The organism is Sphingorhabdus lutea (genome assembly GCF_001889025.1).
GTDB lineage: Bacteria > Pseudomonadota > Alphaproteobacteria > Sphingomonadales > Sphingomonadaceae > Sphingorhabdus_B > Sphingorhabdus_B lutea.
Map to the genome: position 1 here is coordinate 1,001,431 of NZ_CP018154.1, position 23,160 is coordinate 1,024,590.

Annotated in this window: 19 protein-coding genes, 1 tRNA gene and 1 riboswitch; of the genes, 15 read left to right on the top strand and 5 right to left on the bottom strand. The window is 46.0% G+C overall.

What is annotated here, in order from left to right:
- Positions 1–131: 131 nt before the first annotated feature.
- From LPB140_RS04785 to LPB140_RS04820, 8 genes are all read left to right on the top strand, one after another.
- Positions 132–205: transfer RNA gene (locus LPB140_RS04785), tRNA-Gly, on the top strand.
- 139 nt (positions 206–344) lie between these two features.
- Positions 345–550, top strand: a riboswitch (cobalamin riboswitch).
- An 88-nt stretch (positions 551–638) separates the two neighbouring features.
- Positions 639–2,540, top strand: a complete 1,902-nt coding sequence (locus LPB140_RS04790) for a TonB-dependent receptor plug domain-containing protein (RefSeq protein ID WP_072560375.1) — start codon at positions 639–641, stop codon at positions 2,538–2,540.
- Between the two features lie 22 nt (positions 2,541–2,562).
- The gene (locus LPB140_RS04795) at positions 2,563–3,495 is read left to right on the top strand and encodes an ABC transporter substrate-binding protein (RefSeq protein ID WP_072558877.1); all 933 of its coding nucleotides are present in this window, start codon (positions 2,563–2,565) and stop codon (positions 3,493–3,495) included.
- Positions 3,492–4,451 (top strand): FecCD family ABC transporter permease, encoded by a 960-nt coding sequence (locus LPB140_RS04800; RefSeq protein WP_072558878.1) that lies wholly within the window; start codon positions 3,492–3,494, stop codon positions 4,449–4,451. Before LPB140_RS04795 ends, LPB140_RS04800 begins: the two co-directional genes overlap by 4 nt.
- A complete protein-coding gene (locus tag LPB140_RS04805; RefSeq protein ID WP_072558879.1) occupies positions 4,451–5,212 on the top strand; it encodes an ABC transporter ATP-binding protein in 762 nt (253 codons plus the stop codon). Before LPB140_RS04800 ends, LPB140_RS04805 begins: the two co-directional genes overlap by 1 nt.
- A gap of 150 nt (positions 5,213–5,362) precedes the next feature.
- Positions 5,363–6,073 carry an EF-hand domain-containing protein gene (locus LPB140_RS04810; RefSeq protein ID WP_198024173.1) on the top strand — a complete coding sequence of 237 codons (711 nt, stop codon included), beginning with the start codon at positions 5,363–5,365 and terminating at the stop codon, positions 6,071–6,073.
- Positions 6,074–6,176: 103 nt separating this feature from the next.
- The gene (locus tag LPB140_RS04815; RefSeq protein WP_072560377.1) at positions 6,177–6,893 is read left to right on the top strand and encodes a response regulator; all 717 of its coding nucleotides are present in this window, start codon (positions 6,177–6,179) and stop codon (positions 6,891–6,893) included.
- On the top strand, positions 6,890–8,371 hold the full coding sequence (locus LPB140_RS04820) for a HAMP domain-containing sensor histidine kinase (RefSeq protein ID WP_072558881.1): 1,482 nt from the start codon (positions 6,890–6,892) through the stop codon (positions 8,369–8,371). Before LPB140_RS04815 ends, LPB140_RS04820 begins: the two co-directional genes overlap by 4 nt.
- A gap of 291 nt (positions 8,372–8,662) precedes the next feature.
- Here the strand turns inward: LPB140_RS04820 and LPB140_RS04825 are convergent, their stop codons facing one another.
- On the bottom strand, positions 8,663–9,958 hold the full coding sequence (locus tag LPB140_RS04825) for a cell wall hydrolase (RefSeq protein WP_083550026.1): 1,296 nt from the start codon (positions 9,956–9,958) through the stop codon (positions 8,663–8,665).
- 268 nt (positions 9,959–10,226) lie between these two features.
- Between LPB140_RS04825 and LPB140_RS04830 the strand changes: the two genes are divergently transcribed.
- From LPB140_RS04830 to LPB140_RS04840, 3 genes are all read left to right on the top strand, one after another.
- A complete protein-coding gene (locus LPB140_RS04830; RefSeq protein WP_083550028.1) occupies positions 10,227–11,477 on the top strand; it encodes a DUF2891 domain-containing protein in 1,251 nt (416 codons plus the stop codon).
- Positions 11,478–11,603: 126 nt separating this feature from the next.
- Positions 11,604–12,977, top strand: coding sequence for a class II 3-deoxy-7-phosphoheptulonate synthase (locus tag LPB140_RS04835; protein ID WP_072558883.1), 1,374 nt, complete (start codon positions 11,604–11,606; stop codon positions 12,975–12,977).
- A gap of 56 nt (positions 12,978–13,033) precedes the next feature.
- A complete protein-coding gene (locus LPB140_RS04840; RefSeq protein WP_198024174.1) occupies positions 13,034–13,582 on the top strand; it encodes a DUF4136 domain-containing protein in 549 nt (182 codons plus the stop codon).
- Between the two features lie 67 nt (positions 13,583–13,649).
- Here LPB140_RS04840 and LPB140_RS04845 read toward each other — a convergent pair whose 3' ends face one another.
- The 4 genes from LPB140_RS04845 to LPB140_RS04860 all read right to left on the bottom strand — a co-directional run bounded on the left by LPB140_RS04845 (position 13,650) and on the right by LPB140_RS04860 (position 20,293).
- Positions 13,650–15,980, bottom strand: coding sequence for a CHASE2 domain-containing protein (locus tag LPB140_RS04845; RefSeq protein WP_072558885.1), 2,331 nt, complete (start codon positions 15,978–15,980; stop codon positions 13,650–13,652).
- Positions 15,977–17,338, bottom strand: coding sequence for a FecR family protein (locus LPB140_RS04850; protein ID WP_072558886.1), 1,362 nt, complete (start codon positions 17,336–17,338; stop codon positions 15,977–15,979). The genes LPB140_RS04845 and LPB140_RS04850 overlap by 4 nt, the downstream gene beginning before the upstream one ends.
- 35 nt (positions 17,339–17,373) lie before the next feature.
- The gene (locus LPB140_RS04855; RefSeq protein ID WP_072558887.1) at positions 17,374–18,060 is read right to left on the bottom strand and encodes a response regulator transcription factor; all 687 of its coding nucleotides are present in this window, start codon (positions 18,058–18,060) and stop codon (positions 17,374–17,376) included.
- A 130-nt stretch (positions 18,061–18,190) separates the two neighbouring features.
- On the bottom strand, positions 18,191–20,293 hold the full coding sequence (locus LPB140_RS04860) for a malate synthase G (RefSeq protein WP_072558888.1): 2,103 nt from the start codon (positions 20,291–20,293) through the stop codon (positions 18,191–18,193).
- 312 nt (positions 20,294–20,605) lie between these two features.
- Between LPB140_RS04860 and rpsM the strand changes: the two genes are divergently transcribed.
- From rpsM to rplQ, 4 genes are all read left to right on the top strand, one after another.
- Positions 20,606–20,974: a 30S ribosomal protein S13 gene (gene rpsM / locus LPB140_RS04865; protein ID WP_072558889.1), complete on the top strand. Its 369-nt coding sequence runs from the start codon at positions 20,606–20,608 to the stop codon at positions 20,972–20,974.
- A 52-nt stretch (positions 20,975–21,026) separates the two neighbouring features.
- Complete coding sequence (gene rpsK, locus LPB140_RS04870; RefSeq protein WP_072558890.1) at positions 21,027–21,416, top strand: 30S ribosomal protein S11; 390 nt, start codon at positions 21,027–21,029, stop codon at positions 21,414–21,416.
- A gap of 114 nt (positions 21,417–21,530) precedes the next feature.
- The gene (locus LPB140_RS04875; RefSeq protein ID WP_072558891.1) at positions 21,531–22,589 is read left to right on the top strand and encodes a DNA-directed RNA polymerase subunit alpha; all 1,059 of its coding nucleotides are present in this window, start codon (positions 21,531–21,533) and stop codon (positions 22,587–22,589) included.
- 125 nt (positions 22,590–22,714) lie between these two features.
- Positions 22,715–23,134 (top strand): 50S ribosomal protein L17, encoded by a 420-nt coding sequence (gene rplQ, locus LPB140_RS04880; RefSeq protein ID WP_072558892.1) that lies wholly within the window; start codon positions 22,715–22,717, stop codon positions 23,132–23,134.
- Positions 23,135–23,160 lie beyond the last annotated feature (26 nt).

Sequence of the window (23,160 nt, forward strand, 5' to 3'; positions counted from 1 at the left end):
GGGGCGTCCAATGGGCGCCCTTTTTTTTACAGATTATTGCAAGATAATGATTCAGGTGATTGACAGCGCGGCCGCACAGTGGCAATAGCCGCTTCATCAGATGATTAGCCAATAAAGTTGCTTTTCATGAAGCGGGTATAGCATAGTGGTAATGCACTAGCCTTCCAAGCTAGCTAGAGGGGTTCGATTCCCCTTACCCGCTCCAACTTCATACTGGAAATTCATGTTATTCTTGCTTGGCAAGATTGTCTTCGGTTTTGCCTAATCCAATTTCTGCGTCCCATTGCCTGTCCTAATATTTCCTTCATAAAAATATGTTTGACGCGCGAAAAATTGCGCACTAATGCGGCGTTTAGGTAAATGGTTCTCTGTAACAAGGGATGAAAAGGGAAGCAGGTGAGGGCGCAATTATTGCGGCCAAATCCCGCACTGCCCTCGCAACTGTAACCGGATAGTATTTGGTCCACATGCCACTGGAGGTCATTCTGGGAAGGCGGATTAACTGCATTGACCCGGAAGTCAGGAGACCTGCCATTTGCTGTCGTTCATCATACGGGCGAGGTGTACCGATATGATTGGAGCATATGCTTCCATGTAACGGCATTTTATGGTCGTTATATGAAAGGTTAAGACCCCAAATGTTAAAAAATATTTTGCAATTTAGTGCAGCTATTGCTGCGCTTTGTCCCAGCCATGCCCTTTATGCACAAGATAATGCAGATGATGCCGAATTTCGCGGCGATATTATTGTCACGGCAACCGGCAGCGAAAGTTACAGCCATGAAAGCGGGCAAGCCGTTACCGTGCTAGACAAAAAAGATATTGAGCAAAGCCAGCAGGCGTCGATAAGTGACTTATTGCGCCAAGTACCCGGTGTGGCCGTGGCACGCAGCGGCGGCGTGGGCAGCCAGACCAGCGTTTTCATTCGCGGCGGTGAAAGTTCCCAAACTTTGGTATTGGTGGATGGGGTGAAAATTAACGACCCTTCAACCCCCAATAATTCATTTGATTTTGGCGCGTTGATGACGGGCAATTTAAATAGGGTGGAGATTTTACGCGGGCCCAATTCTGTGATTTGGGGCAGCCAAGCAATAGGCGGTGTTATCAACGTTCAAACCGCACCGACCAGTGAAGCATTTGAGGTGCAGGCTATGGCCGAATATGGCAGTTTGAATAGCGGGCAGGCGCGCGCAAATATTTCCGGCACAACGGGCCGCATATCGGGCAGCATCGGGGCAAGCTATTACCGCACAGATGGTGTATCGGCATTGCGCACGGGGACGGAGCGTGACGGATATAAAAATTTCGCTGCCAATGGCAAATTGGGGTTGGAATTAACCGATAATATCGGCATTGATTTGCGCGGATATTATAATAAAGGCCGCGTGGAATTTGACGATCCATTTGGTGCAACGGCCGATACATATCCCGAAAATGAAAACGAACAATTTGTCGGTTATATTGGTTTAAATGCAAATTTATTTGATGGCGCGGTGAAAAATATATTTTCCTATACCCGCACCGATTTAACCCGCATTGGCACAGAACCAAATGTTCCATTCAGCTTTAACGTTAATATATTAAAAGGCGCGATTGATCGTTTCGCCTATCGCGGGTCGGCATCGCCGCATGACAAAATTGATTTAAATTTTGGTGTGGAGCATGAAAGCAGCACAGCCAGCACATTTTTCCCTGCTGGCGGGGGGGCTGCCCCAAATCAGGCAGAAACACAAGTGACCAGCGGATATGCGCAGGCGGTGCTTCGTCCTTTTACTGGCCTGACCTTAACTGGAGGTGTGCGTTATGATGATACAAGCGATTATGGCGATGTAACCACATTTGGCGCAAATGCGGCCTATAGCCCCAATGGTGGCAACACCATATTTCGCGCAACCTATGCTGAGGGGTTTCGTGCACCAACATTGACAGAGGCTTTATTGCCATTTGGCAATGCAGCATTGCGTCCTGAAACAGCAAAAAGTTATGATGTTGGGGTTGAGCAAAATTTCTTGGGCCGTCATGCGACCATCGCCGCTACTTTGTTCAAACGTGATAGCAAGGATGCGATTATTTACTCCTTTGTGACTTTCCAATCGGAAAATGTGGCGCGGGTGCGTGCCACGGGGGCGGAAATAACATTGGCCCTGCGGCCATCGGACCGTTTTACCATTAACGCACAATATAGCTATGTTAACGCGCAGGACCGCACCCCGGGCGTGTCATTTGGGGCGCAATTGCCGCGCCGACCAAAACATAGTGTGAATTTTTCTGCCGATTGGCAAACCCCATTGGGGCTGGATATTGGCGGGGATATTTATGTGGCAGGGGATAGTTTTAACAGCCTGCCCAATATTTATGCGCCCACCGCGCCGCGTCTTGATGGATATATATTGGCCGGAATTCGGGCCAGCTATCCCGTGACCGATAATGTTGAAATTTTCGGGCGTGTAGATAATTTATTCGATAGCGATTATGAAGTTGTGCGCCGATATAATGTTTTGGGCCGTAATATTTTTGCAGGTGTTCGGTTGAAATATTAAAATAAATTATAAAGGACAAAATATGACATTTGGCCGCCACATTCTATTCTTTATAGGCTGTATCAGTCTATCGGGATGTGGTGCGCCAAATGACGCGGCCCTTCCTAAAACGGCAGTGGTCAGTGAAAATGCGGTTAAGCCGCAAAAAATAATATCGATAAATCCGTGTATTGATGCGATTTTAATAAAGGTTGCTGAACCATCGCAAATTGCCGCGATTAGCCATTATTCGAAGAATCCTGTTTCATCGTCAATTTCTGCGCAAGATGCAGCAAAATATCCCGCCATTGGCGATAATATAGAAGAGATAATCGCGAAGAAACCAGATATGGTATTCGCCACTTTTGCCAGCCCGCAAATGGAAAATACGCTGTCCAAAGCGGGCATAAAAATTATATCGCTTTCCATTCCGCAAAGCATTGATGAAAGCAAAGAACAGATTAGGCAAATTGCCGATGCGGTGCATGGTAAAGCACGCGGGGAGGGGGTCATTAAACAAATTGATGATGCCATTGCCAGCGCCGCACCCAATAGTATGGCTGCATATGGCCAGGATGCGCCAAAACATATTGATGCGTTAATATGGGGCGGTGGCGGATTGGTGCCGGGCAAGGGCACATTGATTGACGATATGATGGCAAAGGCGGGGTTGAATAATTATAGCAGCCAATATGGGCTGGACCAATGGGACATATTGCCGTTGGAATATCTGGTCCAGCAGCCACCAGCCATTTTTTTTAACAGCGCGAAACAGCGCGGCCAGACAGGACAAAATGGCACAATAGGACAAGATGACGCCGCGCGAATATCGGGGCATCGGGTGCTCAATATGCTTGCTTCAAAAATGCAGGTGGAGCGGTTTGAGCCCAAATTGCTCTCCTGTGGTGGCCCGAATATCATTGAGGCTATGGCGGTTTTTCGGGATGCACGAAATAAATATGAGGGGTTAAAATGAAGCTGAACCTTGGTCTATTTTCCCTGTTAATATTGGCGATGTTGGCGGCATTATTTGCCGGTAAAATCTGGGTCCCTGTTGATGAGATATTTGGCGGCGGACGGGGGGCATTGATTATTGCCGAATTGCGCACGCCGCGTATTATATTGGGCGTGATAATTGGCGGCGCACTTGGCCTATCGGGTGCGGTGATGCAGGGTTATTTGCGCAACCCATTGGCCGATCCGGGATTATTTGGGGTATCATCGGGCGCAGCATTGGGCGCGGTTATTGCAATATTTTGGGGATTGGCGGGTGAAATTTGGGCATTGCCCCTATTTGCGTTAATCGGCGCTGGGGGCAGCATGGCATTGCTTGGCATGTTGGCGGGTCGTTCGGGTAGTTTAATTTTGATTACGCTGGGCGGGGTGATGTTATCCACTTTAACCGGTTCTTTGACCGCATTGGTCATATCATTGGCGCCAACCCCCTTTGCCACATCGCAAATCATCACATGGTTGATGGGGGCATTGTCGGACAGAAGCTGGAGCGATGTATATATAGCCGCGCCCTTAATATTTATTGGCATGATGATTTTATTCGCCACCGCGCGCGCATTGGACGTGTTGACATTGGGCGATGTGGTGGCGCGTTCCATGGGGGTGGATATGGTCCGCCTGCAATGGCAGGTGATATTGGGAACGGGAATATGCGTTGGCGCGGCGGTTGCTGCGGCGGGGGTTATTGGCTTTGTGGGGTTAATGGTGCCGCATATCATCCGTCCCTTTGTCGGGCATCGGCCATCGGCATTATTATTACCCTCTGCATTGGCAGGGGCAATTTTAATCATTTCTTCGGACGCGCTGGTCCGAATCTTACCCACGGTAAGTGAGCTGCGCCTTGGCATTGCCATGACCATGTTAGGCACGCCATTTTTTCTATTTTTATTATTTAAAATGCGCCGGGGGATTATGTGATGTTGATTGCACAAAATATTTCATTGACGCTTTTATCTCGGCAGGTTCTGCATAATATCAGCGCGAATTTTGCGCCCGGAAAAATGAGCATCATCCTTGGCCCAAATGGTGCGGGTAAGTCCAGCCTATTATCCTGTTTGGCCGCGCTGCGCCGCGTAGATAGCGGGTCGGTGATGTTGGATGATACGCCATTGGCCGATATGAATGCCAATATTCGGGCGCGAAAAATTGGCTTCCTGCCGCAGGAGGGAGAAGTGAATTGGGACATTGATGCAGGGGCGTTGGTTGCTTTGGGCCGATATCCCTATCAACGCGGATGGGGACTAAGCAAGGATGATGAAATAGCGATTAACAACGCAATGGCCGCGACCAAAACCGAAATATTCATGCACCGTAATGTCGCGCGGCTTTCCGGCGGAGAAAGGGCAAGGGTGCTGATGGCGCGGATATTGGCCGGAACGCCCGATTGGATATTGGCCGATGAACCATTGGCCAATTTGGACCCGCATTATCAAATCGAAATTTTGCGCCAGTTAAAAAAGCAAACATTAAATGGCAAGGGCGTGGTTGCCATATTGCATGATTTAACAGCCGCGGCGGCGATTGCTGATCATATCATCTTGTTAAAAAATGGCGAAATTGCCGCATCTGGCACGGCGGCGCAGGTAATGCAGGCGCAAATATTGGAAGATATTTTTGAAACAAAATTTGATATTGGCCAAAATGAAAATGGTAAATTATTGATTTCATGTCAATATTAAGGTTGTTTATAGCTATTCTGTCATCAATATGAACAAAATGGTTCATTGATACATTTGATGACAATTTGCGATCTTCCTAAATCGGTTTGTTTCTTCCATATTATTTTCAAGGGCAATCGAGGATTAGAATTTTTGATCCCCAAAATTGAAATGGAAAAGAAGGAAGAAAAAATGACATTTACCAAATTACAAAAAGGATTGGCCGCCGCCCTATTATTAACCACGGCTGGCGCAACCGCCGTTTATGCCGCGCCGGGTAAAAATGCTCGCATGATGACAATTGATAGCAATGGCGATGGTGAAATCAGCAAAGCTGAATCAACTGCAGGCGCAGAGGCAATGTTCGCCAAAATGGATAAAAATCGCGATGGCCAATTATCAGAGGCTGACCGCATTGCCGCACAAAAAGAAAAATTTGCCGAAATGGACGGCGATAAAAATGGATCGGTAACCGAAGCAGAATTTTTGGCCGCTGCCGAAGCACGCAAAAAAGAGCGTGAGGAGCGCAGGGCAGAGCGCGGCGCAATGGGCGATGGACCACAAGCCGATGATGAGGATGGCATGCGCGGTAAGCGCGGCAAAGGCATGGGTGGTAAAGGCATGGGCGGTAAAGGCATGCACGGTAAAGGCATGGAATTGGCCGATACCAATGGCGATAAAATTGTAACAAAGGCGGAATTTATGGCCGCTGCCGCCGCCCGCTTTGCAGAGGCAGATAGTGACGGAAATGGCGTTATCAGCAAGGAAGAGCGCCGCGAAGAAATGCAAGAGCGCAGAGCCGAGCGCAAGGGCGATGGTCAAGGAAAGGGAGATGGCATGCGCGGTAAACGTCGCGGTCCTCCGCCACCACCTGCGGGATAAAATGTTTTAACTTATAGCCCATTTTTCTCTCCCCCTATTTTATGGGCTATATTACTTGCGGGGGCGCATTGCGCCTCCGCTTTTTCATGATAAGCTGGTCATTATGCAAAAAACACGTTTTCATATTTTGGTTGTCGATGATGAACCATCAATTCGCGATCCATTATCCAAATATTTGGTGAAACAGGGTTTTCGTGTCAGCAGCAGTGAAAGCGCCGCCGTCGCCAGAAGCATGATTAGCAGCTATTCAATCGATTTAATCTTGCTCGACATTATGATGCCTGAAGAAAATGGGTTAATTTTATTACGTGAAATAACCAAAAATGAAGGGCCTCCGGTAATTTTATTAACCGCAATGGGCGAAGAAGCGGACCGAATAGAAGGCATAAATTTGGGCGCGGATGATTATATTGTAAAACCATTTTCGCCAAAGGAATTGGTTGCGCGGATTAACATGGTATTGCGCCGAATTGGCCCAAATAAGAATGAGGAAATAGAGGCAGAAAGCCTATCCTTTAACGGGTGGACTTTATTGTTAAAACAACAAAGCTTAATCGACCCCGATGGCGCAGAGGTTGCATTGTCGGCGGGTGAGTTTGCGATGCTTAAAATATTAACCCAGCGGCCGCACCAATTGTTAAGCCGTGACCAATTATTGGATTTAAGCAAGGGCAGGGAGGCAGGGCCATTGGACCGATCCATTGATAATCAGATAAGCCGACTTCGCAAGAAAATTGAGGATGATCCGGCAAATCCGCAATATATTAAAACCATTTGGGGCGGCGGCTATCGATGGTGCATTGATGTGACAATGACATGATGCAGCCAAGGAAATTTTTCACCAAATTATGGCCAAAAAGCCTTTCTGGGCAAATTTTGATGATGGCCGCCATTGCATTATTTTTGGCCCAGTTAATCAATGCGATTTTATTGATTCAGGCGACAAAGGCCCGTCAATATGGTGATGCAGCGGCAATTTTAATTGGCCGGTTGGACCGGCAATTATCGCGTGATTTTATGGAAAATGCCGCGCCCAATTTGACGCCGACTGCAGGTGAATTTGGCCAAGGACAAAGGCGCAATAATCGCCGTAGAAATGATAATATACAAAGGCGATTTGGGGTTATAGATATTGGCACCAAGCCTGTGCCGATTAAGGCGGCATATAATTATCGTGAGGAGCTTTCTTCGCGCGCATATGATTATTTAATGATGGGGCCAGTTAAATTTTCATCGGTCAAAATATATATTGCGCCCACCGGCCAATTGCCTGACAATTTATCACAAAGATTGAAAGAACGTGATAATAACCTTGTTAATCCGCGCAATCCAAATAATATCCCAAAGGAGGCGATTATCTTGGTTGCCCAGACGAGAGATAATATTTGGATATCGGGCGCGCAAATTGTTCGCGAGCCGCCCAATAATGCGATTTTAATATTATTGGGCCAAACATTACTGCTTTATTTATTGGTGCTTATCCCCTTGGCGCTTATCATGCGGAAAATATCGCGGCCCCTGACCCAGTTAACAAAGGGGGTCAGTGCATTTTCGGGACATGAATTGCCGCAACCGATACCCGCCGAAGGACCGCAGGATATTCGTTCTTTAATCGATGCAGTCAATGATATGCAGGCGCGTATGTCCGCATTATTGAGTGAAAAAGACATGATGTTGGGCGCCATTGGCCATGATTTAAAAACACCATTGGCATCGATGCGGGTGCGACTGGAATCCGCCGATGAACCTGCAGAACGGGCAAAAATTGAACAATCCATCATCGAAATGGATTTAATGTTGGATGATATTTTAATGCTTGCCCGAATGGGGCATTCGGCCGAGCCGGCAAAGCTGGTCAATTTATCCGCATTTTTGGAACATATTGTCGATGAATATGCATTGTTAGACCATCCGGTGAATATTGATGAAATACCGCGCCATGTGAAAATTTATGTGCGGCCAAATTTACTGCGCCGTGCAATTCGCAATTTAATTGATAATGCGTTAAAATATGGGGTTCAGGCAAATATCGCCTTGCAACAAATGTCCAATAATGATGTTGAAATATTTATTGATGATATGGGCAATGGAATAAATGAAGCCGATATAGACGCGATGTTTAATCCCTTTACCAGAGCAGAAAAATCAAGGAATAAGGCACAGGGCGGGGCGGGCCTTGGCCTGACAATATCAAAATCAATAATTGAATTGGATGGCGGTAAATTAAGTTTGAGCAATAGGAAAGAGGGCGGGCTGCGCGCTGCAATTTATCTGCCACATATTATACCTGCCGCATAAATCATAATGACCGATATATTTTAATTTGAAATATAAAAGGAAGAATGGCTGCTCCGGCATTTATGTGGGGGGTGCATTCGTAAATGCGATGCCGGAGCGCCTATTTCATTCACCGCCAATAGGACCAAATAGCGGTTAATCAGCAACACAAATAAAGGACCAGAAGAATTTGTGCGTTGATAGATTAAGTAACGGACATGACCAAAACTATTTTATATGATTTTACATAATAATTTTGATTCATTATTAAATAGCTGAAAAATAACATTTTAATTAATAATTTTCGTAAAATTAATTTCCCGAAGGTGCTTGTTTCCATGTGCCGCTTTGTTGATATTCAGCCTTAATATTACCATTTGAAGGCAGCTTATCCGCCTTAAACCTTGTCTCCCCGCCCGCTTTTTTTGCGGCATTGCTATAATTGGGGGTATCATATTTGGGCGTCGCTACTGCGCGCGGATTGCTGAGCGCGGGGGAAATCCCGATATTGCCATCCATACCGCGCAGCTGCGCACTTTGTGTCGCTTTTATATTTTTTGCAGCTTCCAATTCGGCTTTTGCCTTTGCCAAAGCATATTCTTTTTCAAAAGATGCCTGTAATTTAATGGGATCAAGATCTTTTTGTACAGGGGTAAATGCACGCGGCTTTGGTCCTGGAAAAGGCTCTGCCCCAGCATAGCGGCGGAAAAATGCAGTTGGCCGCCCCGCGCTTCCTTTCCACCGGTAAAAACGGTGCGCCCCGATAACGCCGATGAAATCAAGGCTGGGCGCCCAATAGGGATAAATGGCGGTGGTGTGATAATGGGTGGCGGTGCCAACTTGTGGTAAAACACGGCCAGCAAGCGCTGATGCGGCGACCTTTTGCGCCCTGTTCCAAAAAACAGCAGAGGGACGCCGCGCCATTGATCCATCGCAGCTATAGCTAAATTGACATCCTGTTGCCCGCTCGCTGCCCTGATATACAACGCCGCAGACATTATTGGGATAAGCAGGGTGGCGCACACGGTTTAAAATAACCTGTGCGACGGCCAATTGGCCAACCTCTGGTTCGGTCGCGGCTTCATAATAAATGGCATCGGTTAAACAACGCAGGGCGCGGCTATAATCCACACTGCCCGCGGCGATGTTAAATTTGGGGGCAAGACCTGAGCTACTATATAGGCCGGTCAGCTCGGCTGCGGCTGCGCTTTGATAGTCTGTTACATTTGCCTCTAAATAGGGATCAGACGGGGCCTGTAATGCCGTTTTAATCTCTTCTTGTTGTTGAAAATAAAATGCTGAGCCAGGGAAATTTTCATCTGCTTTTTCCGCAGAATCCAATGTCACATCAATATTTTGCAAATTAACCGAGTCGCGATTCTCCACCCATTGGGCCGCGCTGGGATATAATGATAATAAAGTCACCGCGATTAAAATGATGATAATTTCGCGCGCACCAATGATGCGGCGTTTTGCGGCTGGTTGAAATTTATTGTTTTTATTACCGTTACTTAATGCCTCTGTCGGGAGCATAATGACATTATCATTAGATGAAGGTAAGGCCACGGCCTTATCCTCAAATTGATTATTTTGTTCGGTTAAGCTCATATTTTTAATCCCAGGGCAGAGCATGGTGAATTTATTTTATTGCTCCTGTCATTTTATACTCTGTTTAACAGGGCTATGCTTTGGCCAATTTTGCGTTGTTGCACTTTGGGACAGTGCAGCAAAATTTCATTAACGCCTGCAAATGTAAAATAATGGCGGAAAAATAGACGATGGCGGGATAAAATTGGCGATATATTTTTGCTAAATGGAGATTATGGTTTACTATCCAACCTTATTGACGCCAAATGATTAAAAATTAGGATATATTATGAAGTTAATCTCAACACGTCTGACTATCAGCTTGGCTTTATGCCTTGCCACGCTTTCCGCCTGTAATGATACAGAAAATAAGGGTGGGTTAATTGTCGATAATAAGGTGGAAAAGGGCCAAATGAAGCCCGCTACATCCCTGCCCAAAGATGCCGCAGAAACGGGTAAGGAAAATTTTGCTAGATTGGCGATTGATTGTGTTAGCAAACAATATCCCAATAAAATCAGCCATGTTTTAAATAGCCAGCAGGACGTTAAATCGCCGCAACAATTGCATCCATCTTTTTACGGCTGTTTTGATTGGCACAGTGCAGTTCACGGCCATTGGATGTTGGTGCGTTTATGGGGGCGCGATGAAGTCCCTAATTTAGACGCAGAGATTGAGGCCATTTTAGACCGAAATCTGACCGATGGGAATATTGCCGGGGAACGACAATATTTTATGGAGGCAGACCGAGATAGTTTCGAGAGGCCATATGGCATGGCATGGTTGATGCAGCTTAGCGCCGAATTACGCGAAATATCCCAGGGCCAAGGCCCAAAGGCGGATAAAGCCAAAATATATGCAAAGCGCCTTGCCCCATTGGAGGCGATTATCGGCGAAAAGTTAAAGGCGTGGTTGCCCAAATTGGCTTATCCCATTCGGGAAGGGACACATGCGCAAAGCGCCTTTGCTTTTGGTTTAATCCATGATTGGTCAAAAATTGCCAAGGATGAGGGCATGGCCAAAATGATTGCAGACACATCCATGAAATTTTATGCAAAGGATGAAGCCTGTCCCTTGGCATATGAACCATCGGGCGAGGATTTTCTTTCCCCATGTTTGATGGAGGCGGATTTAATGCGCCGTATCATGCCACAGGATAAATTTGTGGCATGGTTTGACAAATTTTTGCCCAATATACCTGATGCGGATAATGATGACTGGTTGCCCATGGGCGTGGTAAATGATCGCAGCGATGGCAAATTGGTGCATTTGGATGGATTGAACCTGTCCAGAGCATGGGCGCTGGAGGGGATTATTTCCGCCTTGCCCGCCGACCATCCCAAAAGGGCGACTTTATCCGCTGCTTTAACCCGCCATGCAGATACTGCGTTGCAAAATGTGTCGGGGCAATTTTATTCTGGTGGGCATTGGCTGGCCAGTTTTGCGACATATTTAACAACACAGCGCGGCATAAATGGGCCAGCACAGGCGGCCAATAAGACAGAGAATGCGCCCAAAAAAGAGATGGAAAAAAGCCAATAACATCATCTTTATGACAGTTTATAAGGTTTCATTGGATATTAGTTGGTCGGGTTTTTCTTGCCTCTATGCGCGTCTTCTGTCTTAAGGGCTGGCTGAATTTTTGAATAGTAAATATTGGAGTATATTATGGCGGCGACATGGAAGCCGGAAAGCTGGCGCGCACATGATGGACGGCAAATGCCGATCTATACTGATGCTAATGCATTATCTTCTGCGGAAAAAACATTAAGCAATTATCCGCCATTGGTTTTTGCCGGCGAAGCACGCGATTTAAAATCCGAATTGGCCGAGGTTGCACGTGGTAAGGCATTTTTGCTTCAGGGCGGCGATTGCGCGGAAAGCTTTGCCGAATTCCACCCCAATAATATTCGCGACACATTTCGGGTGATTTTGCAAATGGCGGTTGTCATGACCTATGCCAGCAAATTGCCAACGGTAAAATTGGGCCGGATGGCGGGCCAATTTGCAAAGCCGCGTTCGGCCAATGATGAAACCATTAACGATGTCACCTTACCCAGCTATCGCGGGGATATTATTAACGATATTGCCTTTGACAAAGAGGCAAGAGAGCCTGATCCGCAGCGCATGGTCCGCGCATATAGCCAGGCGGCGTCCACGTTAAACCTGCTTCGGGCATTTAGCCAGGGCGGATATGCCAATTTGAAACAGGTTCATGGATGGACCCTTGAGTTTATGGGACGCAGCCCCTGGGCCAAGAAATTTTCCGAAATGGCGGACCGTATTTCTGAGTCGTTGGAATTTATGGAAGCATGCGGGATTAACCCCGCCACTGTTCCGCAATTAAAGGGCACGAAATTTTACACCAGCCATGAGGCATTATTATTGCCATATGAGCAGGCATTAACCCGTCAGGACAGCCTGACCGGTGGATGGTATGATACCAGCGCCCATTTCCTATGGATTGGGGATCGCACCCGTTTTGAAGGTTCGGCACATGTCGAATTTTTGCGCGGCATTAACAACCCCATTGGTATGAAATGCGGCCCATCATTAGAGCCCGATGCGTTAATCCGTATGTTGGACACATTAAACCCAAATCGTGAAGAAGGCCGCATGACCCTTATCACCCGATATGGCCATGATAAGATTGAATCTGGCCTGCCGGAGCTGGTCCGTGGGGTAAAACGCGAAGGACATCCTGTTATTTGGTCATGTGACCCCATGCATGGCAATGTAATTAAATCAGATAGTGGCTATAAAACCCGTCCATTTGAACGGATTTTGGCGGAAGTGCGCGGGTTTTTTGCTGTTCACCGTGCAGAGGGTACTTTTGGCGGGGGTATTCATATTGAAATGACCGGCCAAAATGTCACCGAATGCACCGGCGGCGGTATTGCCATTACCGATCATGATTTGGCCGATCGCTATCACACCCATTGCGATCCGCGCTTAAATGCGGCGCAGTCGTTGGAAATGGCGTTTTTGCTGGCCGAAATGTTGAATCAGGAATTGTCGGAACGTGATAAAAAGGCGGCGTAAATAATCGCGGCATATTCTATTCTTGACTTCTAAATGGCATGATGGGCAAATATTATATGAAAATTTTTAATATGATATTTTGCCTGTCGCTGCCCCTGGCCATTGGCGGATGCACCCCGCCCATTATGGGAGAGGTAAATTCGGCTGGCATTCAACAGGCAAAATTCACCAGCTATTTCATTCTTGACGATGCAGATGAGCTGGGAAGCCTGCAAATTAGGCAAAAAACCGCGCAACATATCCATGAATTGATGCAGGATAAGGGCGCAGCCCCAGCTGAAAATTTGCAAGATGCTGCACAAATAGTGCATTATTCCTATAGCGTCAGGCCAGGGCAATATAATATTGTGCATCAGGATGCGGCAAATTCGCGCGCTACCAAAGGCCGAAAATTGGGGTTATTTGATAAAAAATGTGAATTTTATCAACATCGCCTTATCATTGAAATTATCGACCAGAAAAATGGTGAACTGCAATATCGTGGGGAGGCCAGCGAACAGCATTGCGACGACAATATAGAGAAAAATATAACAATATTGACCAATATGGCGATGTCAGATTTTGGCGCGCCAAAGGGTAAACGCATTTCCAGCAGGAAAAAATAAACGGGTTTATAATATCCTAAGCTTCATTGGCCAAAAGCTTCATTGGCCAAAAATGGGCTATATTTTGTTACATTATATTTGGACCATCCACAGGCAAAATCATTGTAAAGACCGCGCCCTTTTCTTTGCCATTATGGCTGTTTAATTGGCCATGATGACGCCCCACCATGGCGGCAACAAAATTTAACCCTATGCCCATTGGCGGTGGTTCGGCATTATCTGCATGTGGATGTGATTTTACTTTTAACGCTGCGCCATATCCTGTTTCATTATTTGCATGATGATTTGATAATCCTGGCCCTTCATCGGCAATTTCAATCGCACAATATTGGGCATTTGAAATTTCTCTGGTCCCAATATGGATATAAATTGTGCCACCAACATGGCTAAACCGGATGGCATTGTTCAAAATATTGATCAGCCCACGATATAATAAAGCCGGATCGACAATGGCGAAAATTTCATCATTGTCGGATTGTATCTCAAATTTCAGTTTTTTACGCTGTGCAATTGGCCATAGCTGTTCGGTCGCCTCTATGACCAGCGATTCAATATGGCTGTCCAACAGCTCCAAATCTTGTTCCCCCATGCGCGCAACATCCACAAAATTTTGGGCCAATCTTATGGTGTGGCGGGCATTATCCTCTATTTTACTGCGTAAATCGGCATTGGTAACCTGGTCTAATAATGAAATAATGGCCGATTGCGGCGCGCGCATATCATGCGATAATAAACGCAGGGCGTCTTCTTTTTGCATTTCTGCGCGGGTTAACCCAGTAATGTCGGTTAAATGGTAAATATATCCAATTAACTGTCCCTCTGGGCCGGTAAGGGTGGAGCGCCGCAAGATGAAATTTTCATCATTCATTGTTTGCAGGCGATAACTTTGTTCCTCATCAACCACATTGTTCAAAAATGCGTCCATCGCTGCATGATCATCGGGCGGTAAAATATCAGTGACAAAATCAGACAAGGCGGGATTTTGGTGATGATGCGGCCATAAAATATTTAATGCATCATTGGTCATTAAAATATGCCCCTGTTCATCGGTGACAAACATGGGGTCGGGCAATTCGCGCAAAATATCATCGATAAATTTACGCAATAATTGCAGTTTTTCAATAGCAAAGGATAGGCCGCGGCTTTGTTTTTCAATGAAATCACCACCACGCAAATTAACTGCATCGCCCACCTTATCGGCAATTGTTCCATGCAATTTCGCCATTTCAAATTGCATAAAATCGCTTGCGCTTTGCAGCCGCCGCCACCCCCAATAAGGATAGATAAGCAGCATGATTAACATGGCGGGGGAGGGGGGCAGCCATATGCCCATTTTTAACAGCAAAAAGGAAATAGCCAATAAGATGAAAATCGCAGAGATTGACGCAATAAGCGCGGTGCGCGGGGTCCATTTTAAATATCCTAATAATAGGATGAATGCGGGTAAAATGGTAAAAATATAAAGCCATATTGTCGGCGCATCTTTATAAATATAGCCCTGAGACAGGCTATTTGCAAAATTTGCAATAATTTCCAATCCAGGCATGGTCGCGCCGCCGCCCAATGCCACGGGATAATTATCGCCCAAACCTGCCGCACTTGCGCCGATGAATATATGTTTTCCTGCAATTATTTTTGACGATAATCGGTTTTGTAATGCATCAACATAGGAAATTTGGGCAAAGCTGGATGATGGAGCAAAGGCGAATAGCAATGCTTGTTCCTCCATTGTATATTTTGCATGATTTTCCGGCGATATGTTTTTTAAGCTTGGCAGGATTAAATGGCCATAATATTCGTCATTTTGTGCTGATTTCTTATTTATTTGCAGGCGGCGGACAATGCCATCATCATCGATAATCAATTCAACATGGCCAATATAATCCGCGCTATTTGCAATTATATCAATTGGCGGGATTAAATTATATGGCGCGCCATTTTCCCCTGGATAGTCAAAATGCAGGGGGATGGCGGTGGCGGCTTTGCTGTTCTTTAACGATTGTGCCAATTGGCTGTCGGCGGCATCGTCGCTATTTTCTGACAATAATATATCCATGTTAATCGACTTTGCGCCCATCGCAGATAATTTATCAATTAACCGCGCATGGGTGCGCCTGTCCCACGGCCATTGACCCAAATTTTGCAGGCTGTGATCATCAATGGTGATTAACAAAATATCCTCATTGGGGGCAGGGGCATCCAATGAGATAATTTCATCATATATAATATTATCCGCGCGGTGCATAATGTCGCTGCGCAGCAAAATAAAGGCCATTAAAATGATGAAGATGATGGCGAGCAACCACTCAATCATTAAACGGCGGTATAGCACAGGGCTTTTTTTAACTGGCGCTATAGCGCTTTGTTGATGTGGAGAAATAATCTTATCATCCGTCAATTTACGACAATCTTCTCAAATTCGGTCCAGCTGGTTGAAAATTCGCCGTCCAAAAATTGGTTGGACCCGACGCGCCAAAAATATTCCCCCTTTGGCAGGTCAGAAATGGTGATTTCATTGCTGGTCAACCCTGCCTCGTCAACAAAGGGGATGTTGTTTTTGCTGTCCTTAAAAATTTGTAGGCGCTGAGTCATTTTACCCGCGCCCAATATGGCCCATTTGAATTTATATCCAAATGCGTCCTTGCCGCCGCTTGCGCTTAACGAATGAAGCCGGCGTTTAAAGCCATATATGCCCGGTATTCCTTCGATTTTATTATCTGATATTGCCGATAAACGAATGAAATAATTTCCATCTTCCAATGATGGGGTAATAATTTCTTCCTTATCAAAATATCCATCATATATAATGTCGGTAAAACCGGAATCGGCGGAAATTTCGGCGCGCAGGCCCTTCCACTGTGAAGGAGGGATTGCCGAAAATTGCAGTTTTTCGTTCTTTTGCAGAAATGATGCCTCATTCAAATTTGGCGCAGCTAACAGATTTTCGGTAATTTTGCGGCCATCGGCAAATTGTTTTAATCCAAATCCAGATTGCAATATATTTTGCGCGATATCGGCGTTATTTTCTGCGCTGCTTTCCATATCAGCATCGCTGTTCTTTACGGCGTTTAAATCAACACTGACCCCGCCTTCCAACACCTCCACAATGGAGGCATCTGCATCTTCGGCGCGCATTTGAAATTCCGTTCCGCGCACTGCCGATACCGAACGCGGCGTGCGGATGCGATATCTATCTTGCTTACTTTTCAGCGGTGTTACTTTGGTTTTTGCGCCGCCTTTTATTATATCAAAATCAATATCGACATATTTGCCAAGATTATATTGGCGCAACAGGGAAATGCGAATTTCGCTATTTGATGGAATTGATAATTTGGTCCGATCGGGCAGCATCAATGTTGTATAGCTGGCATTATTGGTGCGGATAATATCGCCCTCCCTTAATATGCCGCCAACCGCCAAATTATTGGCTGTTCCCTGTGATATACGGACAACATTGCCCCGCAAGCTGATTATTTGTGCGTCAACCCTTTGATATTTTAACCATGCGCGCGGGATGATGATTTTTTTATTTATGGGCAGGTGGCGAGGATTTTGAACCGCATTTAATTTTTGCAGATTGTGATAAGAAACCGATTTGACCATATAATTATTGGCAATGGCGATTAATGTATCGCCGGGCTTCACATCATATATAATTTGACCATCGGCATTATTGGCCAGCGCCGATGAAGATGATATTATCCCAAAAAATAGCCCGAAAAACGCGCAATAAATGCTGTTTAAAAAAAATTTCACCGGCCATATCCTCCAATTTTTAATGAAGAAGCCAATTATGACAGCGTCTCCAACCTATATCCATAGCCGAAAACTGTGAAAATTCGAAAGCCATTTTCTGGCCCTAATTGTAATTTAGACCTTATCCGCGACACATGCATATCCAATGTGCGCGTGCTTAACGCCGCATTGGTGCGCCAAATGGTTTCCATTAAATAAGAACGCGATAATGTGCGGTCCGAATTGCGGAATAAAATATCGGCCAATTCAAATTCCTTGGCCGTTAAGGTCACCTGTTCATTGTCAAAGCTGATATGCTGTTCAATACGGTTTAAGGTATATTTGCCATATTTTGCCTCTGCATCAAATGATCCCGATGGAACATTACGGCGGAGCATCGCGTTGACACGGGCGGAAATAACGCCGCGATCCTCAGGCTTTATGATAAAATCATCTGCGCCAGCATTTAATGCGGCGGCAATATCCTGCTTTGCCGAACGGTTGGTTAGCATGATGACCGGCGGGCGCTCATCCAATGTTTCTTTCATCCAATTAAGGACATCCATGCCGGTCATTCCCGGCATGGTCCAATCAAGGATTATAAGATCAAAAACATCACGGCGTAAAGATTGGGTCAATGCGACCCCATCTTTAAACTTTACAACAATATGCCCAAGACTCTCAACTATTTCAGATAGAAATGTGACGACATCTTCTTGATCATCGGCGATTGCGACCCGCATGTCCTGTTCCCCTTTTTGCAATATTTAAGGAGCCATCTAATCCAATAAGTTCGCAAATCATAGCTTTAAGCGGCTTTTTAGCCGTCTGTTTACAACATTTTACGTGATGTGAAATGCCGCCTAGCGCAGTTTAAGTCCCCTTAAACTGCAAGCGATAGCGATGTAATAACGGCTCAGTATATCCTGATGGTTGTTCCGTTCCTTTTAATACTAATGCCATTGCTGCTTGATATGCAAGGTTATTTTTCAAATTTCCGCTCATTTTTTGATATTCAGGATCGCTGCTATTTTGTGCATCAACCTTTGCCGCCATTTTTTCAAATGAGCTGTCAATTTGTTCAATTGTGCAAATGCCGTGTAGCAACCAATTTGCCATATGTTGGGAAGAGATTCGCAGGGTTGCGCGATCCTCCATCAACCCAATGTCATTTATATCTGGAACTTTGGAGCACCCAACCCCATGGTCAATCCAGCGCACAACATATCCCAATATGCCTTGTGCATTATTTTCCAGCTCGGCCAAAATTTCTTCCTCGCTCCATTTTTGGTCCAATGGCGCAAATGGCACAGTCAATAATGCATCAAGCGAAGCGGGCGCTTCTTTTGCCTTTATTTGTTGAATGTCGAACACATTGACCATGTGATAATGCAGGGCGTGCAATGTCGCGGCAGTGGGGGAGGGAACCCACGCAGTATTTGCCCCCGTTTTTGGATGACCGATTTTTTGTTCCATCATCGCGCCCATTAAATCGGGCATGGCCCACATGCCTTTGCCAATTTGTGCCTTTCCAGATAAGCCACAGGCAAGGCCGATGGCGACATTGCGCTGTTCATAGGCGGCAATCCACCCGCTATTTTTCATATCGGCTTTGCGTATCATCGCGCCGCCATGCATTGCGCTGTGCATTTCATCGCCAGTGCGATCCAGAAATCCGGTGTTAATAAAGACGATGCGTTCTTTCACCGCATATATGCATGCTGCCAAATTGGCCGATGTTCTGCGTTCTTCATCCATCACGCCAACCTTAATTGTGTGGCGTTCTAAACCCAATATATCCTCCACCGCATTAAATAAATTATTGGTAAAGGCGGCTTCATCTGGCCCGTGCATTTTGGGTTTTACAATATAAATGGATCCGGCGCGGCTATTTTGCAAATTACCCAATTTCTTTAAATCATGCATGGCGATTAAACTGGTAAAGGCGGCGTCCATAATGCCTTCGGGGATTTCGCTGCCATCGGATAATAAAATGGCGGGATTGGTCATTAAATGGCCCACATTGCGCACAAACATCAATGAACGGCCGGGCAGGGTAAATGCTTCGCCATTTAACGATTTATAATGACGGTCAGGATTTGCATGCCTTTGCATCGTCTTGCCGCCTTTGGAAAAACTTGCGCTTAAATCCCCGCGCATCAAGCCAAGCCAATTGCTATAGGCCAAAACCTTATCCTGTGCATCCACGGCGGCGACGCTATCTTCCATATCAATTATGGTGGTCAGCGCGGCTTCGACCAATATGTCGGCAATACCTGCCTTGTCCCCACGCCCAATGGGGTGGTTTTTATCAATGATAATTTCAAGATGCAGGCCATGATGACGAATTAAATAATTATCGCCGTTTGTGCCGACCATTTCGGCATTTGCCAATTGGGGCATACCGCCTTCATAATCGGTCCAGCTGCCATTTTTTAACGGGATAAGCCGGTCTAGATAATCGCGCGCCGCCTTGATGACCGCTGCGCCTCTTGCCTCATCATAACCGCCTGGCTTTGCTGGTGCTGCATCAAGCGCGTCTGTGCCATATAATGCATCATATAGGCTGCCCCAACGGGCATTGGCGGCGTTAAGGACAAATCGGTCGTTCAGACTTGGCACAACCAATTGCGGGCCGGCCATGGTGGCAATTTCTGGGTCAACATTTTGCGTGCTGATTTGAAATGGCGCGGGTTCATCAACCAAATATCCAATGCTGCGTAAAAAGGATTGATAAGATTTCTGATCCTGAATTGGACCTGGATTGGCACGGTGCCATTCATCCAATTTTGATTGAATGTCAGCGCGTTTTTGAACAAGGGCGCGGTTTATAGGCGCCATTTTTTCCGCCAAATCGGCAAATCCTGCCCAAAATTCATCGGCGGATATTCCCGTGGCCTTTATGGCTTTTTCTTCTAAAAAGGCGGCAAGTGATGAATCAACACAAAGCGAAGCGCGATTTACATATTGCGTCATAATGTCAGGGTCCTTCGTCAAATTAAAATTTAAGTTAAGTGCCCTGGGGAGGAGCGATAATAACTAGCCAATATAGCGATATGTGCAAGGATAAATTTATGAATATCAAAATCTATACATATATCAAAATCCCTATGTTGACACATTGGCTGCTTATGTTTAATAGCGTCCTATCCCAAAACGGTTTGAGCCAGCAGCGCATTTAGTGCGTCCGCTGGTTTTTCTGCGTTTCGGGGTCGTGGCGAATCGCCATGCCAAAGCGTTGAGATAGGGCCCAATCCCGGAGCCCTGTGGAGCAAGGAGTAAGAATAAGTGGCACGTATAGCCGGGGTCAATATCCCAACAAATAAGCGCGTAATTATCTCGCTAACATATATTCACGGCATTGGTCGTACCAAAGCTGTTGAAATCGCTGACAAGTTGAAAATCGATCATTCTCGCCGTGTGCAGGATTTGACCGATCAAGAAATCTTGCAAATTCGTGAAACCATTGATGCCGATCATACCGTAGAGGGCGACCTTCGTCGCGAAACCTCCATGAATATTAAGCGTTTGATGGATCTTGCCTGCTATCGTGGTTTGCGCCATCGTAAAGGTCTGCCGGTACGTGGTCAACGTACGCACACCAATGCACGCACCCGTAAAGGTAAGCCCAAAGCAATTGCGGGTAAAAAGAAATAAGATAGCCGGTTAATTCCGACATATCATTAAGTTTCAGATAGGATAACATCATATGGCACGCGAACCACAACGCATTAAACGGCGCGAGCGTAAAAATATTTCAGCAGGTGTAGCACATGTTAACGCCAGCTTTAACAACACCATGGTCACCATCACCGATGCACAAGGCAATGCGATTAGCTGGTCTTCTGCAGGCATGATGGGCTTTAAGGGCTCTCGTAAGTCCACCCCTTATGCCGCACAGGTTTGTGCGGAAGATGCAGGTAAAAAAGCAGCTGAACATGGCGTTCGTACTTTGGAAGTAGAAGTAAAAGGTCCCGGCTCTGGTCGTGAATCTGCTTTGCGCGCATTGCAATCAGTTGGCTTCAACATCACATCCATTCGTGACGTAACCCCCATTCCGCATAATGGGGTGCGTCCTTCAAAGCGTCGTCGGGTATAACCGACCGCGTTTTTTTGGCTATGGGGGCATCAGACGTGATGCTTCCTTTTTTACAATCGGCCGGATCGGATGGCGCCAAATATTCTGATCCCGCCCAAAGACTAGGGGATATCCATGTCCGTCAATATTAAGAACTGGCAGGAACTGAAAAAACCTAATGCCCTGGACCTCAAAACAAGTGGTGATGCAAAACGCAAAGCCACTTTGATTGCGGAGCCGCTTGAGCGTGGCTTTGGTCTGACATTAGGCAACGCATTGCGTCGTACTTTGCTTTCTTCTTTGCAAGGTGCAGCGATTACCTCGATCAAAATTGAAAATGTGCTTCACGAATTCTCATCACTTGCTGGTGTTCGCGAAGATGTGACCGACATTGTTTTGAACGTCAAACAAATTGCCCTGAAAATGGAAGGCGAAGGTCCAAAGCGGCTTCAGCTTTCTGCGACTGGTCCAGCCGAAGTTACCGCAGGTGACATCGCTGTTTCGGGTGATATTGAGGTTTTGAACCCTGATTTGGTTATTTGTCATTTGGATGATGGCGCAACATTGAACATGGAATTGACCGCTGATACCGGCAAGGGTTATGTTCCTGCGGTTGCCAATCGTCCTGCCGATGCGCCCATTGGTTTAATTCCCGTCGATTCGCTCTATTCACCCATTCGCCAAGTTGCGTATAAGGTTGATAATGCCCGTGTTGGACAGGAATTGGATTTTGACAAATTGTCATTAACCGTTGAAACCGACGGCACCGTATCACCCGAAGATGCGGTGGCGTATGCTGCGCGTATCATTCAGGATCAATTACAAATATTTGTTCACTTTGAAGAAACCCTTGCTGCATCAACCGGACCAATTGGTCAGGCCGCAGCGGCAAGCAGCGAAGAAAGCGATGCAAATCAACTTAACCGTTATCTGCTTAAGAAAGTTGATGAACTTGAATTGTCAGTACGTTCGGCAAATTGCCTGAAAAATGACAATATCATTTACATTGGTGATTTGGTTCAAAAAACCGAAGCAGAAATGTTGCGCACACCGAATTTCGGTCGCAAGTCATTGAACGAGATTAAGGAAGTATTATCTTCCATGGGGCTGCGTTTGGGAATGGACATTCCTGGCTGGCCACCTGAAAATATCGAAGAAATGGCAAAAAAGCTTGAGCAAGAGCTTTTGGGTTAATCTATCATTGACGCGCGGCAATTAATGTTCGCCGCGCGGCAATTTTTTGGGGGATGGGCCGACCCTCTTTTATCGGCCTGGATTGAGGTGCCTCATACGGCCTCATTACGAACGGAGTAAAATAAATGCGCCATAAAATTGGTAAAAGAAAATTACAACGCACCAGCAGCCACCGCGCTGCGCTTTTGCGTAACATGGCAGCTGCCTTGATTAAGCATGAGCAAATCAAAACCACTGTTCCAAAAGCAAAAGAATTGCGCCCCTATATTGAAAAGCTGATTACATTGGCGAAAAAAGGTGGTCTATCCAACCGTCGTTTGGCACAAAGCCGTTTGATGGACTCAACGCAATTGGTTAAATTATTCGACACGCTTGCAACACGTTATGCAGACCGCAATGGTGGTTATGCCCGTGTTATTAAAGCTGGTTTCCGCGCAAGCGATGCTGCCCCGATGGCCGTTATCGAATTGGTGGATCGTGATACATCAGCCAAAGGCCAAGATAGCGGCCCGGTTGAAATGGAAGAAGAAGCAGAAGCAGCTTAATTTCAATTTCGCGAAATTTTATATTG

Coding starts and splice junctions, on each gene's coding strand:
- LPB140_RS04790 (WP_072560375.1), top strand. CDS start 639: ATGTTAAAAAATATTTTGCAATTTAGTGCAGCTATTGCTGCGCTTTGT.
- LPB140_RS04795 (WP_072558877.1), top strand. CDS start 2,563: ATGACATTTGGCCGCCACATTCTATTCTTTATAGGCTGTATCAGTCTA.
- LPB140_RS04800 (WP_072558878.1), top strand. CDS start 3,492: ATGAAGCTGAACCTTGGTCTATTTTCCCTGTTAATATTGGCGATGTTG.
- LPB140_RS04805 (WP_072558879.1), top strand. CDS start 4,451: ATGTTGATTGCACAAAATATTTCATTGACGCTTTTATCTCGGCAGGTT.
- LPB140_RS04810 (WP_198024173.1), top strand. CDS start 5,363: ATGGAAAAGAAGGAAGAAAAAATGACATTTACCAAATTACAAAAAGGA.
- LPB140_RS04815 (WP_072560377.1), top strand. CDS start 6,177: ATGCAAAAAACACGTTTTCATATTTTGGTTGTCGATGATGAACCATCA.
- LPB140_RS04820 (WP_072558881.1), top strand. CDS start 6,890: ATGATGCAGCCAAGGAAATTTTTCACCAAATTATGGCCAAAAAGCCTT.
- LPB140_RS04825 (WP_083550026.1), bottom strand. CDS start 9,958: ATGAGCTTAACCGAACAAAATAATCAATTTGAGGATAAGGCCGTGGCC.
- LPB140_RS04830 (WP_083550028.1), top strand. CDS start 10,227: ATGAAGTTAATCTCAACACGTCTGACTATCAGCTTGGCTTTATGCCTT.
- LPB140_RS04835 (WP_072558883.1), top strand. CDS start 11,604: ATGGCGGCGACATGGAAGCCGGAAAGCTGGCGCGCACATGATGGACGG.
- LPB140_RS04840 (WP_198024174.1), top strand. CDS start 13,034: ATGAAAATTTTTAATATGATATTTTGCCTGTCGCTGCCCCTGGCCATT.
- LPB140_RS04855 (WP_072558887.1), bottom strand. CDS start 18,060: ATGCGGGTCGCAATCGCCGATGATCAAGAAGATGTCGTCACATTTCTA.
- LPB140_RS04860 (WP_072558888.1), bottom strand. CDS start 20,293: ATGACGCAATATGTAAATCGCGCTTCGCTTTGTGTTGATTCATCACTT.
- rpsK (WP_072558890.1), top strand. CDS start 21,027: ATGGCACGCGAACCACAACGCATTAAACGGCGCGAGCGTAAAAATATT.
- LPB140_RS04875 (WP_072558891.1), top strand. CDS start 21,531: ATGTCCGTCAATATTAAGAACTGGCAGGAACTGAAAAAACCTAATGCC.
- rplQ (WP_072558892.1), top strand. CDS start 22,715: ATGCGCCATAAAATTGGTAAAAGAAAATTACAACGCACCAGCAGCCAC.